This is a genomic window from Lysobacter sp. ISL-50, from assembly GCF_018612875.1.
GTDB lineage: Bacteria > Pseudomonadota > Gammaproteobacteria > Xanthomonadales > Xanthomonadaceae > Lysobacter.
In genome coordinates this window covers 72,260-89,723 of sequence record NZ_JAGGRI010000013.1, presented here as the reverse complement: position 1 = coordinate 89,723, position 17,464 = coordinate 72,260, and the positions used below count along the sequence as shown (strand labels likewise).

Annotated in this window: 14 protein-coding genes; 9 read left to right on the top strand and 5 right to left on the bottom strand. The window is 67.9% G+C overall.

Annotated elements, in window-relative coordinates:
* Positions 1-109 precede the first annotated feature (109 nt).
* A complete protein-coding gene (locus J7J50_RS08600; RefSeq protein WP_215055684.1) occupies positions 110-1,483 on the bottom strand; it encodes an XVIPCD domain-containing protein in 1,374 nt (457 codons plus the stop codon).
* Between the two features lie 31 nt (positions 1,484-1,514).
* Positions 1,515-2,015, bottom strand: coding sequence for a hypothetical protein (locus J7J50_RS08595; protein WP_215055683.1), 501 nt, complete (start codon positions 2,013-2,015; stop codon positions 1,515-1,517).
* Positions 2,016-3,031: 1,016 nt separating this feature from the next.
* Between J7J50_RS08595 and glnE the strand changes: the two genes are divergently transcribed.
* Positions 3,032-5,878, top strand: coding sequence for a bifunctional [glutamate--ammonia ligase]-adenylyl-L-tyrosine phosphorylase/[glutamate--ammonia-ligase] adenylyltransferase (gene glnE / locus J7J50_RS08590; RefSeq protein WP_215055682.1), 2,847 nt, complete (start codon positions 3,032-3,034; stop codon positions 5,876-5,878).
* 813 nt (positions 5,879-6,691) lie between these two features.
* Entirely contained in the window at positions 6,692-7,102 is a 411-nt protein-coding gene (locus J7J50_RS08585) for an immunity 22 family protein (protein WP_215055681.1), read from the top strand.
* 44 nt (positions 7,103-7,146) lie between these two features.
* Here the strand turns inward: J7J50_RS08585 and J7J50_RS08580 are convergent, their stop codons facing one another.
* Complete coding sequence (locus J7J50_RS08580) at positions 7,147-8,094, bottom strand: mitochondrial fission ELM1 family protein (RefSeq protein ID WP_215055755.1); 948 nt, start codon at positions 8,092-8,094, stop codon at positions 7,147-7,149.
* Positions 8,095-8,238: 144 nt separating this feature from the next.
* Here J7J50_RS08580 and J7J50_RS08575 point away from each other — a divergent pair, with 144 nt between their 5' ends.
* The 6 genes from J7J50_RS08575 to J7J50_RS08550 all read left to right on the top strand — a co-directional run bounded on the left by J7J50_RS08575 (position 8,239) and on the right by J7J50_RS08550 (position 13,298).
* Positions 8,239-8,826, top strand: coding sequence for a malonic semialdehyde reductase (locus tag J7J50_RS08575; RefSeq protein WP_215055680.1), 588 nt, complete (start codon positions 8,239-8,241; stop codon positions 8,824-8,826).
* 144 nt (positions 8,827-8,970) lie between these two features.
* The gene (locus J7J50_RS08570) at positions 8,971-9,549 is read left to right on the top strand and encodes a YceI family protein (RefSeq protein ID WP_215055679.1); all 579 of its coding nucleotides are present in this window, start codon (positions 8,971-8,973) and stop codon (positions 9,547-9,549) included.
* 37 nt (positions 9,550-9,586) lie between these two features.
* Positions 9,587-10,300: a pirin family protein gene (locus J7J50_RS08565; RefSeq protein ID WP_215055678.1), complete on the top strand. Its 714-nt coding sequence runs from the start codon at positions 9,587-9,589 to the stop codon at positions 10,298-10,300.
* A 263-nt stretch (positions 10,301-10,563) separates the two neighbouring features.
* Entirely contained in the window at positions 10,564-10,767 is a 204-nt protein-coding gene (locus J7J50_RS08560) for a zinc-finger domain-containing protein (protein WP_057941667.1), read from the top strand.
* 10 nt (positions 10,768-10,777) lie between these two features.
* Complete coding sequence (locus J7J50_RS08555; protein WP_215055677.1) at positions 10,778-11,920, top strand: glycosyltransferase family 4 protein; 1,143 nt, start codon at positions 10,778-10,780, stop codon at positions 11,918-11,920.
* Complete coding sequence (locus J7J50_RS08550) at positions 11,886-13,298, top strand: O-antigen ligase (protein ID WP_251043993.1); 1,413 nt, start codon at positions 11,886-11,888, stop codon at positions 13,296-13,298. The genes J7J50_RS08555 and J7J50_RS08550 overlap by 35 nt, the downstream gene beginning before the upstream one ends.
* 36 nt (positions 13,299-13,334) lie before the next feature.
* On the opposite strand, the gene lpxL is transcribed toward J7J50_RS08550, so the two are convergent.
* Complete coding sequence (gene lpxL / locus J7J50_RS08545; protein ID WP_215055676.1) at positions 13,335-14,261, bottom strand: LpxL/LpxP family Kdo(2)-lipid IV(A) lauroyl/palmitoleoyl acyltransferase; 927 nt, start codon at positions 14,259-14,261, stop codon at positions 13,335-13,337.
* 142 nt (positions 14,262-14,403) lie between these two features.
* On the opposite strand from lpxL, the gene waaA reads away from it, so the two are divergent.
* Positions 14,404-15,702, top strand: coding sequence for a lipid IV(A) 3-deoxy-D-manno-octulosonic acid transferase (gene waaA, locus J7J50_RS08540; RefSeq protein WP_215055675.1), 1,299 nt, complete (start codon positions 14,404-14,406; stop codon positions 15,700-15,702).
* 297 nt (positions 15,703-15,999) lie between these two features.
* Here the strand turns inward: waaA and J7J50_RS08535 are convergent, their stop codons facing one another.
* Positions 16,000-17,418: a TolC family outer membrane protein gene (locus J7J50_RS08535; RefSeq protein ID WP_215055674.1), complete on the bottom strand. Its 1,419-nt coding sequence runs from the start codon at positions 17,416-17,418 to the stop codon at positions 16,000-16,002.
* Positions 17,419-17,464 lie beyond the last annotated feature (46 nt).

The following is a 17,464-nucleotide window of genomic DNA, read 5'->3' as shown; positions in this document are numbered from 1 at the left end:
TCGCTTGATCAACGGCGAAAGCCGGCGCGACAGGACACCGCGCACGACCGAACCCCCGCGTTGTTGCGGGGGGGATCGCGCCGGGATTGAGCGGCTATCGCAGAATTGTTTACTGCTGGATCGTCTTCGCCGCCTGCTGCGCGTTTTGCGCCGGTGCGTCGGCCGTGGCCGATTCGAGCTGACGCAACGAATCTTCGAGCGGCGGCGCCTGCTGCCGCGACACGCTCACGCGAGTGTGCGAGGGGCTGTCGAGTTCGCCCTTGACCAGGAACACGGTCTTGCCGATTTCCTTCGTCGCCGGGTCCACGCTCAACACCACGTGATCGGGCGGGCCCATGCCGGCGCTCTTGCTCTGCACCGCCAGCGCCGCGGCGACGCGGTCGGCGTCGCGCTCGGACAGCGGGCTGCCGTGGCGGGCGAACTCGGCCTGGACCTTGTCGCGGATGCCTTGCAACAACGGATCGTGGCCATGCGCCGGAGCGTCGTGGGTCGGCGCGATCGGATCGCGCACCGGCCGGTGCGTGTCCTTGGTGTGGTGGAAATTCGCCGCGGTCGGCGGCGTGGTGCTGGTGTCGAAGTAAGGCTGCTTGGTCGCCGCGCCCAGGTCCAGGCCGTTGGTCTCCATGATTTCACGATTGAGATGCAGCGAATTCATGTTGATGTGCACCTGCGGCTTGCCGCCGTCGGCGGTGCGGCCGTGCGCCTGTTCCCATTGGCTGATCATCGGCAGATAGATCGCGCCGTGATAGTTGGGATAGTCGGAATTGCCGCCGTAGCCCAGGCCGGTGCTGGCCGGCGGCAGATCGTAGTAGTACTTGGCCATGCCGGCGGTGTTGGCCGGATTGACCGCGATGGTGAGGTCGGCTGCGAGCGTGAGCCCGGGCTTGGCGGCGTAGGCGAAGTTGGGCGCGGTGCCGGTGCGGGCGATGAAATCCGAGGCGCGGCCGGGCTGCATGTTGTAGACATCGCCCAGGGTCGCGGTGGGCTTGGCTTCCTTCGCCGCGCTGACCAGCGCGTTCCAGCCGGCGATGTTGGCGGTGGATTCGTTGACGCGGTCGCCTTCGATCACCTTGTTCAACAGCGGCGTGTAGTCGTGCACGGCGGCCGGATTCTTCGCTAGCGCCTGCGCGTCGGTGTAGAAGGTCGAGCGCACCGCGTCGCGCGCGGCGCGGTTGAAGCCGTGCTGCACTTCGTGGCCCAGCACGAAGGTGATCTCGCCCTTGTTGAAGCCCGCGTCCAGGCCGGCGACCGGCAGGGACATGCTCTGGGTGCCGCCGTTGTAGGCGCCGCCCATGTTCGGATCGGTCAGCGCCTTGAACGATTTCAGATGGCCGGCGGCGACCGCGCCGTTCAACTGATCGGTGAGCGCGGGCGAGCCCTTGATGGTGTCGGTGAGGTTCTTCACCGCGTTGGCGCTGACGCCGGGTTGCTTGCCGAAATCGTCGAGCAGCTTCTGCAGATCGGCGCTGATGGGTTTGGACATGGCGGCCTCCTGGCCTGATCGAGCGCGGCGCTTATTCGACGGTGATGGTCTTCACGCACTGATGGCCGATTTTTTCCGGCGACTCGTTGGATTCGCCTTCGACGAACACGCGCAGGGTCACCGGGCCGCGGAAATTCCAATAGCTGATGCGGCCGTGCTCGGCGCGCACCAGGCTGTCCTGAAAGCCCATGCGCTTGAGTTCGCGCGCGTAGTCGTCGAAGTCCATGCCGCACACCGGCGTCATCGGCGCGGCCGGGTCGCCGTTGCGGGCGAAATCGAAAGTCAGCTGGTTCCGGGATTCGCCGAGCACGGGGCCGACGAACAGGTTGTAGGACCAGTTCGCGTCGATGCGCGCGCCGGTGCCGAACGAGCCGTCGCCGTTGGCGGCGCGCTGCATGCTCAGGCCGGTGTGCTGTTGCAGGTGTTCGAGGGTGAGGTCGGCGTTGGAGCGCAGGCTGCCGATCAGTTTCAGCACGCGCCGGCTGACGTCCTCGCCGGTCAGCGGGCTCGGGGTTTGAGGAGCGGCGGTCATGGTGGCCTCCTGGCCGGATCGGTTCTGGGAACAAGCAGGCAGTGCGCAAAGCAGGGCGCAGACCGACAGGATGCCGCCATACGGCGGTCGCTGCCATGCGCGGTCGGGGGCGCGCGATGCGGGGTGGGGCATGGAACTGATCCTTGCGCTGTCGATCGTGTCGGAACCGGGTGCGGCGCGGCGCCGGCTAGCCAAGTAACGACAGTCACGGCCGGGCGAGGCCAATCCGGCCGCCCGAAGGCGTTGCGGAACCGAAGCGCTTGGCGCAAATGGTCACCCCCTTTCCCTATTCAGTTTTCTCGCCCGCGGTCGCCTCGATCCGTGCAGGGTCACAGCGCGGATTTCGATGGCATCGGTAACACCCTTGGCGTTATTAGCTTTTGGCATAAGCCGCCGGGGGTGGTTGCGAGCGTTTCAAATGAACCGGCAAGTTCTGTTTTGCAGTGCAGCGTGCAAAGGGGATAACGGTTCCTTCACGATCGCCCCGCATCCCGACGTGGGGGAGGGAGCAAAGCCCGCTACCGGTTCTACCGGAAGCGGGCTTTTTTATTTTCAGGCTTGGGCGATTGATTTCGGGGCTTCGCAAGTCCCGTATGCCGCTGCGCGGCGCGCAGTCGAAGCGACGGTAAGAGTCCGTTCAAGCCTCTGCTCAGGGTGTGGAGCCTCTGCGTTTTTTGCTCGTCATTCCCGCGAAGGCGGGAATCCAGAGACTTCAAACGTTCTCGCACGAAAGGCACTGGATTCCCGCCTTCGCGGGAATGACGGTCTTGAGGGATGACGCTAAAGGCTCGGGATGTTCGGCTCCGCCGAAGTAAAGCGGAACCCGCCTTCGCGGGAATGACGAACCTGCTTTTTCCAACGGCCCCAAGAGCGGCGCGAGCCGGGGCTGCGGCATAGCAGTTACGTCGAAAGTTTCGCTGCAGCTCGGTCATCACGGCCGCAGCTCGCGTAGTCACTACACCGCCGCCGCATCAGCGCGCCACCGACGACAAGCACCGACATGCGATCATCCGCGCATGTCCGTATCCGCGCCCTCGAATCCTTCCGCCGATCCCGGCGCGCTCGAATCCGCGCTGGCCGAACGCGCCATCATGCGGCTGCGCGCGGCCTCGCCGCAGGCGCAGGCCGCGCTCGATGAGCCGTCCCTGCGCGCGCGGCTCGTGCGCGTCGCCGTGGTCAGCGATTTCGCCATCGACACCCTGGTGCGCCAACCCGAAGTGTTGCTGGCGCTCGCCGCGGACGACGGCGCAACGCCCGCGCCGCCGCCGATCCTCGACACCGAACACCGCAGCGATTGGGGCACGCGCCTGCGCCGTTACCGCAGCGCCGGTTCGACGCGACTGATCTGGCGCGATGTGCTGGGCCTGGACAGCGTCGAGGACACGCTCGAAGGCAGCACGCACCTGGCCGAGGTCTGCCTGCAGACCGCGCTGCATGCGCTGGAGAACGAATTCGAACAGCGCCACGGCGCGGTGCGCAGCGCCGACGGCGAGCGCGTGCGGCTGGTCGTGTTCGGCCTGGGCAAGCTCGGCGGCGCCGAACTCAACTTCAGCTCCGACGTCGATCTGGTCTACGCCTACGAACACGACGGCAGCACTCAATTCGACGGCCGCGATCCGGCGCGCGCGCTCGACGCGGAAACCTATTTCGCCAAGCTCGGTCAGCAACTGGCGCACCTGCTCGATGAAATCACCGCGGAAGGCTTCTGCCATCGCGTCGATCTGCGCCTGCGCCCGTACGGCAACGCCGGCCGGGTGGCGTGGTCGTTCGCGGCGATGGAGCAGTACTTCCAGCGCGAAGGCCGCGATTGGGAACGCTACGCCTGGCAGAAGGCGCGGCCGGTGGCCGGCGACATCGACGCCGGCGAGCGGTTCCTGGAAGCCTTGCGTCCGTTCGTGTATCGCCGTTATCTGGATTTCGGCGCGCTCGACGGCTTGCGTTCGATGAAGGCGGCGATCAGCGCCGAGGTCGCGCGCAAGGAACTGGCCGACGACATCAAGCGCGGGCCCGGCGGGATTCGCGAGATCGAATTCCTGGTCCAGGCCCTGCAGCTGATTCGCGGCGGCCGCGAGGCCGAACTGCGTGGCAGGCGGTTACTGCCGGCGTTGCGCGAACTGGTCGCGCAACGGCAGATCGGCGAAGAAGCCGGCGAGCATCTGGCCGACGATTACCGCTATCTGCGCCAGTTGGAAAACCGCCTGCAGATGCTGCGCGACGCGCAGACCCACGCCTTGCCCGGCGGCGACGCCGATCGCGCGCGCATCGCCAGCGGCCTGGCGTATGCCGACTGGGCAGCGCTGCGGGTCGAACTCGAACGCCGCCGCGAACGCATCACCGCCGAATTCGAAGCCCTGCTCGCGCCACGCCGCCGCCGCGCCGCGCCCGATGCACTGACCGCGTACTGGCGCGCGCTGCCCGAAGCCGGCGACGCCGACACGCTGGCCGACGCCGGCTTCGAAGCGGCCGCCGATGCCGACGCCGCGCTGCGCGATTTCGCCCGCAGTCCCGGCGTGCGCGGCCTGTCCGATGCGGTGCGCGCGCGCCTGGACCGGGTGTTGCCGGCGCTGCTGCAGGGCGCGGCGGCCTCGTCGCAGCCGATGCTCGCGCTCAAGCGTCTGCTCGCCTTGCTGCACAACGTCTTGCGGCGCAGCGCCTATCTGGCCTTGCTGGACGAACAACCGGCGGCGTTGTCGCGGTTGATCGAAGTGGTCTCGCGCAGCGCGTTGCTGGCCGAGCGCCTGGCCTCGCATCCGTTGCTGCTGGATGAATTGCTCGATGCGCGCGTGGTCGGCCCCTTGCCCGATCGCGAGGAATTGCTGGCGGCCTGCGCCGAACTCGACGGCGGCGACGATACCGAGGCCAGCCTGCAGGCGCTCAACGAGGTGCGCCAATCGCTGAGCTTCCGCATCGCGATGGCCTTGCGCGACGGCCGCCAGTCGGCCGAAGACAGCGCGCGCCAGTTGGCGTGGCTGGCCGACGGCGTGGTCGTGCGGGTGTTGGCGATGGCCGAGCAGGAAGTCGCCGCCGCGCACGGACGGGTGCCGGATGCGCGCTTCGCCGTGCTCGGCTACGGCAGCCTGGGCGGCGAGGAACTGGGCTTCGGGTCCGATCTGGATCTGGTGTTCCTGTACGACGCGCCCGCGGTCGAAGGCGGTGCGGCGTCCGACGGCGCGCGGCCGCTGGACGCGCCGCGCTGGTTCGCGCGGCTGGCGCAGAAGATCGTCGCCTTGCTCGGCGCGGTGACCGCGGCCGGGCGTTTGTTCGATGTCGACGTGCGGCTGCGGCCGGACGGCGCGAAGGGCTTGCTGGTGTCGTCGCTGGCGAGCTTCAGCGAGTACCAGTACGAACGCGCCTGGACTTGGGAACATCAGGCCCTGGTGCGTGCGCGTTTCGTCGCCGGAGACGCCGACCTGCGCGGGAAGTTCGACGCCGTGCGCGCGCGCACTCTGGCGCGGATGCGCGACGCCGTCAAACTGCGCGGCGATGTCGCGGCCATGCGCGCGCGCATGCAGGCCGAACTCGATCGCAGCGACGCGGCTTACTTCGACCTCAAGCAGGGCGAGGGCGGTCTGGTCGATCTGGAATTTCTGTTGCAGTACCTGGTGCTGCGCGATTCGGCGCAGGCGCCGGCGTTGCTGTCGCCGCGCGACACGCCCGGCCTGATCGCCGCTGCGCGCGATGCGGCGGCGCTGCCGGACGCGCAGGCCGATGCGCTGGGCCGGGCGCATTCGGCGCTGTTGGCGGCGGGGCTGGAATGCACGCTGGACCGGCGGCCGCGGCGGGTGGTCGAGACCGAGGCGATCGCCACGGCGCGCAGCGCGATTCTGGCGGCGATGCGCGAGCATGGGTTGCGGCCGGCCTAGTTGGCGCTCTTGTGGGAGGGGCTTCAGCCCCGATGCTGTTCGGTCCGGTCCGGCGATCTGAAAGAAGAGCATCGGGGCTGAAGCCCCTCCTACAAAAGAATCCGCGGCGGCGAAAGAATCGGGTGAGTTTTTTTCCTGGGCCGCGCTTGTTCCAGCAAGACTGCGCGTGCTCTTGTGGGAGGGGCTTCAGCCCCGATGCTGTTCGATCCGGTCCGGCGATCTGAAAGAAGAGCATCGGGGCTGAAGCCCCTCCTACAAAAGAATTCGCGGCGGCGAAAGAATCGGGTGAGTTTTTTCCTGGGCCGCGTTTGTTCCAGCAAGATTGCGCATGCTCTTGTGGGAGGGGCTTCAGCCCCGATGCTGTTCGGTCCGGTCCGGCGATCTGAAAGAAAAGCATCGGGGCTGAAGCCCCTCCTACAAAAGAATTCGCGGCGGCGAAAGAATCGGGTGAGTTTTTTTCCTGGGCCGCGCTTGTTCCAGCAAGACTGCGCACGCTCTTGTGGGAGGGGCTTCAGCCCCGATGCTGTTCGATCCGGTCCGGCGATCTGAAAGAAGAGCATCGGGGCTGAAGCCCCTCCTACAAAAGAATTCGCGGCGGCGAAAGAATCGGGTGAGTTTTTTCCTGGGCCGCGCTTGTTTCAGCAAGACTGCGCATGCTCTTGTGGGAGGGGCTTCAGCCCCGATGCTGTTCGGTCCGGTCCGGCGATCTGAAAGAAGAGCATCGGGGCTGAAGCCCCTCCTACAAAAGAATCCGTGGCGACGCAAAAATATCGAGCGGACGGTGTCGGCTCACTTGGAGCGCAGGTAATCGCAATGATCGACGACACCACCCGCGGCAAGATATCGGTCTGGATGGGCACCTCCACCCAGACGCTGGAAGAATTCAATCGCTACACCGACGGCATGGAAGAGCCAGACTCCGGTTGCCCGGCGCATCGCGATTTCGGCTGCGGTTTCATCGATTCGGATTTCTTCATCGCCTACGGCACGGCCGGCAACAAGATCGTTCCGGTCGAGGAGTTGGTGATGGAGGTGGACACCTACTCGGCCGACACCGATCGCCTGATCGTCGCGCGCTGCCATGAGCTGGGCGTTCACGAAGGCAACTCGCTGTACTTCTACGACCACTGCACCTTCCACGAGGAACAGCCCGGGCGGCTCTACAACCAGTTGCGCTTCATCGGCACCTTCGACAACGCGAAGCCCAACCGAAGCCAGCGATAAACGCGAAAATAATTACGCGAAACACCGCAAGCGCTTGCGCAACTTCAATCCTCCAACCCCAACCTCTGCCGCACCTCCAACGCCACCCGCGCCGTCTCGCGCAGCGGCGTCACCGGATACGGCAACAGTTGCGGGTCGAACGCGCGCACCCGGCCCAGGCTGAGCAGGCTGTCGAGGAAACGGCGCGGCCGTCCGTCCACGCGCTCGATCCCGAAGGCGAACACCGGCACGCGGGTGGCGGCGGCTTCGGACAGCATGTTGACCGAATCGGCGGTGCAGACGATGCGGTCGGCCCAGCCGAGCAGGCCGGGGTAGGGGTTGGTGCCTTCGCCGGGTTCGTACCACGACACCCGCGGCAATCGCGCCAGCCGTTCGCGCAGGCGCGCGCGGATCGGCGCGGGGGTGCGGCGCGAGGTGGTCGCCAGCAGGCTGCCGCCTTCGCGTTCCAGCAGCGCCTGCAAGCGCTCGGCGAGCGCGTCGAAGGCGGCCTGATCGAAGTGGGCGTGCGCGCTCGACCCGCCCAGCAGCAACGCGGTGCGCGGGCCGGGCAGGGCGCCGAAGGCGGGGAAGGTCTTGCGCGCGCCGGCCAGCCACAGGTCATCGACCGGGTGCAGGCTGCCGAGCAGGGTGACGACGTTGGCGCCGCGCAGGCCGTCGTGTTCCGGCGCGATCACCAGATCCCAGTGGCGGGGGGCGATGCGCGGATCGAGGATCTGCACGCTGCGGCAGGCCTCGCTGCGCAGCAGCCGGGTCGCCAGCGCCGCCTGCCGGCCGCAGCCGATCGCCAGCCGCGGGCGGGCGCCGAGCGCGCGGACGAAATCCGGGCCGAACGCGTTCAAGGCGCCGGGCAGCCGGCGCGGCGAGGCCCAGCGCCACGGCGCGCGCGCGCTCAGGAACCAATCGGTCGCCGCACGCCCCAGGGCCAGCGCCAGTGCGCTGGCTTGGCGCTGATTGCCGGCATGGCCGTCGGTCAACAGCCAGGTTTCAGCAATGGAGTCAGTCTTCGCAGAAAAGCCGTTTCGTTGCACGGGTGCAGGTAATCCGTTCCGGGAGTGACGGTCTTGCGGTCGGATCGAGACTCTACACTTCCGTCTCCCGATCACCTTGCCAAGCTTGGCAGCCCCATGGAGAAGACGATGTCCAAGGCCTTGAACGACGAAGCGCTCGATCAACTGTTCCGCACTGCCCGTACCCACAACGTCCTGGGCGGCGAGATCAGCGACGAGACGCTGCGTCAGCTCTACGACCTGGCGAAGTGGGGCCCGACCAGCGCCAACGGCTCGCCGGCGCGGTTCGTGTTCGTGAAGTCGCAGCAGGCCAAGCAGAAGCTGGCGCCGGCCCTGTCGGCGGGCAATCTGGCCAAGACCCTGGCCGCGCCGGTCACCGCGATCGTCGCGCACGATCTGGATTTCTACGAAAAGCTGCCCTACCTGTTCCCGCACGACGACGCGCGCAGCTGGTTCGCCGGCAACGAGGCCTCGATCAACATCACCTCCTTCCGCAACGGCAGCCTGCAGGGCGCCTACCTGATCCTGGCCGCGCGCGCGCTGGGCCTGGACACCGGCCCGATGTCGGGTTTCGACAACGCCAAGGTCGATGAAGCCTTCTTCGCCGGCACCAAGATCAAGTCGAACTTCCTGATCAACCTGGGCGCCGGCGATCACGCCCAGTTGTTCCCGCGCTCGCCGCGCCTGCCGTTCGACGAGGCCGCGCGCATCGACTGAGGCGTGCGCGCCCGCACGTTTTCCGGCGCGGACGAATCAGACCCGCGCCGGCTTGCGCCATAGTGGTTTCGCATTGTTCCAAGCACGAACTCCAAGCACGAACCCGCGATCCAACCGTTGATTCCCTTTCCGAGGAGCTCCACCATGAAGCGCATCCTGCTCGCCGCCGCCCTGGGCCTGGCTTTCGCCGGCACCGCCAGCGCCGCCGCCCTGACCTACAAGATCGACCCGAACCACACCGACGTGGTGGCCAGCTGGAGCCACTTCGGCTTCTCCAACCCGATCGCGCATTTCGGCAAGGTAGACGGCACCATCACCTACGATCCGGCCAAGCCGGCCGCGTCCAAGGTCGAAGTGACCATTCCGCTGGACGGCCTGGATTCGCACGTGGGCGATTTCGACGAGCACCTCAAGAGCGCGGATTTCTTCGACGCCGCCAAGTTCCCGACCATCACCTTCAAGAGCACCAAGGTCGAAGCGGCCGGCGACAAGAAGCTGAAGGTCACCGGCGATCTGACCGTGCACGGCGTGACCAAGCCGGCGGTGCTGGAGGTGAACATCAACAAGATCGGCGAGCAGCCGATGGCCAAGCGCGCCGCCGCCGGCTTCGACGCCAGCACCACGCTCAAGCGCAGCGAATTCGGCATCGGCAAGTACGCGCCCAACGTCAGCGACGAGGTCAAGATCCGCATCACCACCGAAGCGATCGTGCCCAAGCCCTGAGCCGCGCGATCGGTTTGATCGGTAAACTGTCGCGCGCATGATCATCCAACGCCCATCCATCGCCCGCGGCCGCGTCCAGGCCGGTTGGCTCGACAGCCGCCACACGTTTTCCTTCGGCGGTTATTACGATCCGGGCTGGATGGGCTTCGGTTGCCTGCGCGTGATCAACGAAGACCGCGTCGATCCCGGCGCGGGCTTCGCTTCGCACCGCCATGCCAACATGGAAATCCTGAGCTACGTGCTCAGCGGCGCGCTGGCGCACCAGGACAGCAGCGGCGGAGGCGGCACCATCGGCGCCGGCGAATTGCAGTGGATGAGCGCCGGCCACGGCGTGGAGCACAGCGAATTCAATGCATCGGCGAGCGAGCCGGTGCATTTCCTGCAGATCTGGGTGCAGCCCGACCGGCTCAACGCGCAGCCGGCGTATGCGCAGCCGGCGGCGGTCGAGGGCGGCGACGGCGAGTTCGTGCTGCGCGCGTCGCGCGACGGGGTTCATGGCGGTGTGCCGATTCGCCAGGACCTCACGTTGCATTCGCTGGCGCTGGGCAAGGGCACACGGGCGGAGCGTTCGCTGGATTCGCGGCGGATGTATTGGCTGCAGGTCGCGCAAGGGCGCATCGATGCCAACGGGCAGGTGCTGGACGCGGGCGATGCGCTGGGGTTCGTGGAGGAGTCCGCGCCGTTGGTCTTGACCGGGCTGGGCGATTCGGCGGCCGATGTGCTTTGGTTCGATTTGCCGGCTGCGGGTTGACTGAGAGCAAGAGCGAAATCCCCCCTGCCCCCCTTTTTCAAAGGGGGGAACGGCAAAGGCGGGAACGGGAGTCGGTAGCTGGTTGCGCTCGTCATCGAGGCAGCACCCCATGAACACAGCGACTGTTCCCCCCTTTGAAAAAGGGGGGGAGGGGGATTTCGCTCTTGCCCCACCCGCCCAAATCCACCCATTAGCCCCCCGACACCCGGCCCACCCCCGCGCGCTGTTAAACTGCCCGCCCGCGTCGCCACCCGTCGTCCCCCATGACCACCGCAGCCAACGCCCATCCCACCCAGGCCAACGCCGACCAGCGCTACACCGTCACCCTCGCTGATCTGCCGCTGAGCTGCCCGCTGCCGTCGATGGCGCTGTGGAACTCGCATCCGCGCGTGTACCTGCCGATCGAGGCCGAGCGCGAATGCCTGTGCCCGTACTGCGGCGCGCACTTCACCCTGATCGACGCCTGACGCGCACGCCATGTCATCGCCGGAGCCGACGAACACCCGCCGGCTGACGGTCATGCAATTGCTGCCAGCGCTGGAATCGGGCGGCGTCGAACGGTCCACCCTGGAAGTCGCCGACGCGCTGGTGCGCGGCGGCCATCGCGCCATCGTGGTCTCGGCCGGCGGCCGGCTGGTGCCGAAACTGCTGGCCAGCGGCGCGGAACACATCGAATTGCCGATCGGACGCAAATCGCCGTCCACCTTGCTGCACGCGTTCAAGCTGCGCCGCTTATGGACCGATCTGAGCGTCGATCTGGTCCATGCGCGCTCGCGCCTGCCGGCCTGGATCGGCCTGCTGGCCTGGCGCGGCATGAGCGAACAGGCGCGGCCGCACCTGGTCACCACCGTGCACGGGCTGAATTCGCCCTCGCGCTACAGCGCGGTGATGACCCGCGGCGAGCGCGTGATCTGCGTCTCGCGCACCGTGCGCGACTACGTGCTCCAACACTATCCCGACACCGAGCCGGACAAACTGCGGATCATCCCGCGCGGCATCGACACGCTCGCGTTCCCGCGCGCGCCGTGGCCCGATCGCGACGCGCGCGCGTGGGCGGCGGCGCAGCATCCGGCGTTGGCCGGCGAGGGCCCGCTGCTGCTGCTGCCCGGCCGCGGCACGCGCCTGAAAGGCCACGCCGACGGCCTGCAACTGTTGGCCGACCTGCGCGCCGGCGGCCGCGATGCGCGGCTGTGGCTGCCGGGCGCGCGCGAAAGCGGGCGTGAGGCGTACATCGGCGAAATGGAACAACTCGCGCAACACCTCGGCGTCGCCGACGCGGTGGCCTTCACCGCGCCGACCGACGCGATCGCGCGCGCCTACGCCGCCAGCGATCTGGTCGTGCAGCTGTCGCGCAAACCCGAGGCCTTCGGCCGCACCGTGGTCGAAGCGCTGGCCTGCGGGCGGCCGGTGCTGGGCTGGAATCACGGCGGCGTCGGCGAACTGCTGGCGCGGCTGCAGCCACGCGGCGCGGTCGAGCCCTTCGATGCGCAGGCCGCGCAAAGCGCGGCTTGCGAATTGCTAACGCAAGCGCCCGCGGCAGTGGATACGATGGCGTTTTCCCTGCGGGCGATGCAGGAGGCCACGCTTGCCGTATATGCCGAACTCATCGACGCCCACTGACCCCACCGGCCCGGCCGCCGCCGAGCCGATCGGTCTGCCGCCGTCCACCGCGCACGCGCCGCCGGAACCGCCGCCGGCGATCGTCGGCTGGCGCTGGGCGCCGGTGTGGGTGCTGGCCTACGTCGCCTTGCTGTTCGCGCCGGGCATCGCCGAGACCGCGCTGAGCCTGGGCGCGATCACCATGCTGGTGAAGCTGGTGCTGGCGCGCTTCAACACCGGCGCGCGCCTGCTCAGCGATCCGGCCTGGGCGCTGACCAGCGTGCTGTTCGCCGCCTACTGGCTGCCCGAACTGATTTCGGCGATCGACGCGGTCGATCCGGGCCGCGCCTTGCGCGAGGCGGCGGTCGACCTGCGTTATCTGCCGTTCCTGTGGCTGGTCGCGGCCGCGGTCGCGTCGAAAGAAGGACGGCGCACCACCTTCGGCGGGCTGGCCATCATCCTCTCGATCTGGACCGCGGACGCGCTGCTGCAAGGTATCAGCGGCACCAGCCCGCTGTTCTTCCTGATCGATTCGCTCAAGCACGCGCTCAACGGCCACGCCACTTGCAGCGAGGCCGAGATCGCCAGCGTCGACCGGCTCGGCGGCATCCTGGGGCCATGCAATCTCAAGCTCGGCCAGGTGATCGCGAGCTTCTCGCCGTTCGTGCTGTACGCGGCCGCGCGCCGCTACGGCGTGGGCGGCTGGCTGGTGGCGAGCGCGGCGGTCGGAATCGTGGTGGTGCTGGCCGGTTCGCGCGCGTCGTGGATCACCTTCGCCCTGGTGCTGCTGCTGTCTGGCTGGCGCCTGCTGGGCTGGAAGCGGCTGTCGGCGTTGTTCGCCTCGGGCCTGCTGGCGCTGGTGGTGCTGAACTTCACCTCGACCCAGGTGCACGACCGCCTGCAGCGCACCTCGCATATCGTCAGCACCGATCTGATCGGCGTGGACACCGCGCTGTCGGGACGCACGCGGATCTGGCGCGCGGCGCTGTGCATGGTCGCCGAACATCCCATCAACGGCGTGGGCGCGCGCGGTTTCCGCGAAGCCTTCCCGGCCTGCGATCCGCAGCCGGGCGTGGTCACCTCCTGGGGTTACGGCCCGGCCTTGCACGCGCATCAGCTGATACTGGAAGTGCTCAGCGAAACCGGCGCGTTCGGCCTGCTGATGTGGCTGGCCGGCGCGGCCCTGGCCTGGCGCGCGTGGACTTTCGCCGACGGCGCGGCGCGCGAACGCGCGCGGCCGGCGATGCTGGCCTTGCTGGTGACGGTGTTTCCGTTCAACACCCACCTGGCCTTCTATTCGACCTTCTGGGGCGGGCTGACCTTGCTGCTCGCGGCCTTGTACGCCGGCAGTTTGCTGGCGCAGCCGCCGCTGGACGGCACCCGCATCGACAGCCGCTAAGCGCGACACGCGGCGCGAGCGCGCTCGCTTGCCGCCTCAGGGCTGGCGCTTGTACGGCGAGACCATCCCCGGCGGGCGGCGCTTGAAGCGGCGGTGGATCCACAGGTACTGGCTCGGCGCCTGCCGCACCATGCTCTCGATCTGGGCGTTGACGCGGCCGCTGTCGTGGGTAGCGTCGCTGGACGGGAACTCCGCCAGCGGCGCGCCGACGCGCAGGATGTAGTCGGCGCCTTCGCGGCGATGGAAGAACGGCACCACCGCGCAGCCGCTGAGCCGCGCGAACTGATGAGTGGCGGTGATCGTCGCCGCCGGCACGCCGAAGAACGGCGCGAACACGGTGTCCTTGCCGCGCATGTCCTGATCGGGCGCGTACCACAGGAAACCGCCCTGCTTGAGGTGGCGCATCGCCGGGCGGATTTCTTCGTTGGTGAACATCGCCGCCGCATAGCGCAGGCGGCCGCGCTTGACCGCCCATTCCATCACCGGATTGCGGTGCTTGCGGTACATGCCGGCCAGCGGCAGGTGATCGCACATCAGCCGGCCGCACATCTCCAGGGTCATGAAATGGCCGGAGATCATCAGCACGCCGCGCCCGGCCGCGCGCACCTCGTCGAGCAGCTCCAGGCCTTCGATCCGCACCGTGCGCCGCATCGGCGCGACCTCGCCCCACCAGGCGCGGGCGAATTCGAAGAAGCCCACGCCCAGGTCGCGGAAGCTCTCGCGCAGCAGTTGTTCGCGCTCGGCTTCGGTCTTTTCCGGGAAGCACAGCTTCAGGTTGATCCGCGCCGCGCGCCGGCGTTCGCTCGCCGCGCGCAGCGCGAAGGCGCCGATCCAGCCGCCGATCAGGCGCTGCAGCGCCCACGGCAGGCGCGCGCCGGCGCACATGCCGGCCAGCGCCAGCCACATCGGCCACAGGCGCGGCGACAGCAGGGAAGGACGCGGAGGCAGGGCGGGTTCGGCCATGCCGATAGTTTATGCGGTGAGCGCGTGAATGGCCGCGTGGGCGGGATCGAAAGGGACGTGGATCGGCATGGCATCGGTGTTCCGGTCTCGTTCCACACCGTCTCCACCTGCGAATCACCGCCGCAGCCCTTATCCTTACCGCATGCGGAAGGATTTGATCGAGCGCCTGTTGCGCGGCCTGTATTCGGTCGCGCTGTATCTGTTGGCGCCGGTCACGGTGTATCACCTGATCTGGCGCGGTTTTCGCCAGCCGGCGTACTTCCAGCGCTGGCTGGAGCGCTATGCGATCTACCGCGGCCCGGCACAGACGCGCACTTTGTGGCTGCACGCGGTCTCGGTCGGCGAGGTCAACGCCGCCATTCCGCTGGTCAACGCCTTGCGCCGCGGCCGCCCGGACCTGCGCCTGCTGGTCACCACGATCACCCCGACGGGGTCCGATCGCGCGCGCTCGGCCTGGGGCGACTCGGTCGAGCACGTCTATCTGCCCTACGATCTGCCCGGCGCGGTCGGCCGCTTCCTGCGCCATCACAAGCCGTGCGCGGCGCTGATCATGGAAACCGAGTTGTGGCCGAACCTGTTGTTCGGCTGCCGCGATCGCGGCATTCCGGCCTACATCCTCAACGCGCGGCTGTCGGAGCGCTCGCTGCGCGGTTACCGCGCGCTGGCGCCGCTGGTGAGCCGCGCGCTGCGCACGGTGCGCGCGGTCGCGGCGCAGTCGCGCGCCGACGGCGAGCGTTTCATCCAGCTCGGCGCGAGCCCGGAGCAGGTGATCCAGACCGGCAATCTGAAGTTCGACGTCAGCGTGCCCGATGCGCTGGAGGAGTTCGCCCTGGAATGCCACCGGCATACCGGCGAGCGGCCGGTGTGGATCGCCGCGAGCACGCACGAGGACGAAGAAGCCGCGACCGTGGCCATGCACCGGCGCCTGCGCGAGCGTTTCCCCGGCCTGCTGCTGTTGTGGGCGCCGCGCCATCCCGAGCGTTTCCGGGTGGTGGCCGAGAACGCGCGCAGCGCCGGCTGGCAGGTGTCCACGCGTTCGCGCGCGCGCTGGCCGCAGCCGGGCGACGATGTATTCGTGATCGACACGCTGGGCGAGCTGATGAGTTTCTACGCCTGCGCCGATGTCGCTTTCGTCGGCGGCAGCTTGCAGGCGATCGGCGGGCACAATCTGCTCGAGCCGGCGGCGACGGGCACGCCGATCGTCACCGGGCCGCATCTGCACAACTTCGTCGAGATCGCGCAGCGGCTGGAAGACGCCGGCGCCTTGCGCATCGGCCAGGACGCCGAGGCGGTGGAGGCGGCGGTCGAGCGCTTGCTCGCCGATCCGATCGAGCGTGCGCAGATGATCGATGCCGGCCGCGCGCTGGTCGAACTGGGCCGTGGCGCGTTGGCGCGGACGATGGCGTTGTTGCAGCCGTCGTTGCCGGCTCGGGAGTTGTAACAACAACAGGACGTCTACATGCGCCTGCATGCATCTGCATGCATCTGCATGAAGCCCAAGTTGTTCCCCCCTTTGAAAAAGGGGGGCAGGGGGGATTCGCTGTTGCTGTTTCGGGAAAGCGCCAAAAGCGAATCCCCCCTACCCCCCTTTTTCAAAGGGGGGAACAGCTGGGGTGTGTATTCAAGGGGGGCAACGCAAGTGGGGCGGGAGCCCGCAGCGCAGCTGCCCGGACAAAGAAAAACCGCCGGACAAGCCGGCGGTTTTTTTATCTCGCAAATCGCGCCTGTCGCTACGCGATCACTGCACCGTAGCCGGCGGCGGCGCTAGATTGGTGGCGGCGTCGGCGGTCAGCAAGCGGTTGATGTCCTGCACATCGGCGACGTCCAGCGAACCGGCCGATTGCTCCAGCAGCAGGCGGTTCTGCAGGAAGTTGTACTTGGACTGCGCATAGGCCTGCTGCGCCTGCAGCAAGGTGCGCTGGTTGTTCAACACATCCAGCACGGTGCGGGTGCCGACTTCCAGGCCGACCTGCGAAGCGTCGTACGCGGCCTGCGCCGAAACCACGGCCAGACGGCGCGCTTCGACTTCGCTGATGCCGGCGACCAGGACCTGATACGCGTTGCGGGTGTTGCGCACCAGCAAACGCTTCTGCCGTTCAAACTCGTCCTGCGCGGAGTCGCGGCGGGCCAGCGCCTGACGCACGCCCGACTGCACCGCGCCGCCGGAGTACAGCGGCACCGACAAGGTCAGGCCGACGCTCGGGCCGCGGCTGCCGCTGCTGCGATTGTCTTCGGTGATGCCCTGGGCGGTGGTGTCGCCCCAGGTCGCGCTGTCGCCGTAGCTGGCGCCCAGGCTCAGGGTCGGCCAGTGCCCGGCGCGCGCGGTTTCCACGTTGATCTCGGACGAACGCACCGCCAGTTCCTGCGCGCGCAGCGAGGGATTGTTCTGGATCGCGTTGTTGACCCAGGTGTCCATGTTCTGCGCTTCGGGCAGGGCCGGCTTGAAGTCCGCCGGCAACGCCTTGAGCGAACGCACCGGCTGTCCGGTGATCTGGCTCAGCGCCTGATACGAGTCTTCGACCGTGTTGCGGCTGATGATGGTGCGCGCGCGCGCATCGTCGTACTGGGCGCGCGCTTCGTGCACGTCGGTGATCGGCGCCAGGCCGACTTCCAGACGCTTGGAGGTGTAGTCGAACTGCTTCTGCAGCGCGGTTTCCGCCGCTTCCGCCGCGGCCAGGTTCTCCAGCGCGACCAGCACGTTGAAGTAGGTCTGCGAGGTGCGCGTGATCAGCTCCTGGTTGGCCGACTCCAGGGTGAAATCGCTGGCCTCGCTGAGCGCGTTCTGGCTCTGCAGGCCCTTGATCGCCGCGCGGTTGTAGATCATCTGGCTCGCGTTGAGCGAGTAGTTGCGCTGCGTGCTGTTGCTTTCGATATTGGTGCCGAACGGCAGGCTGGGCAGGGTGGGATCGCTGCTGGCGCCGCTGCTCTTGCCGAAGGTGCGGCTGCGGGTCAGCCGGGCTTCGCCGCTCAGCGACGGCAACAACTGCGCGCGCGCCTGGATGCGGTTTTCCCGCGTGTCCAACCGGCTGGATTCGGCCTGCGACAGCACCGGATCGCCCTGGCGCGCCGCCTCGTAGGTCTGCAACAGGTCCTCGGCCGACGCGATGGCCGGCAGCAGGGTTAGAGCCAGGGCAAGAACGAGCGGACGGCGGATCATGCGGCTTCCTTGGACTTGCTTGTTTTTGAGAACCCGCATGCTGGCA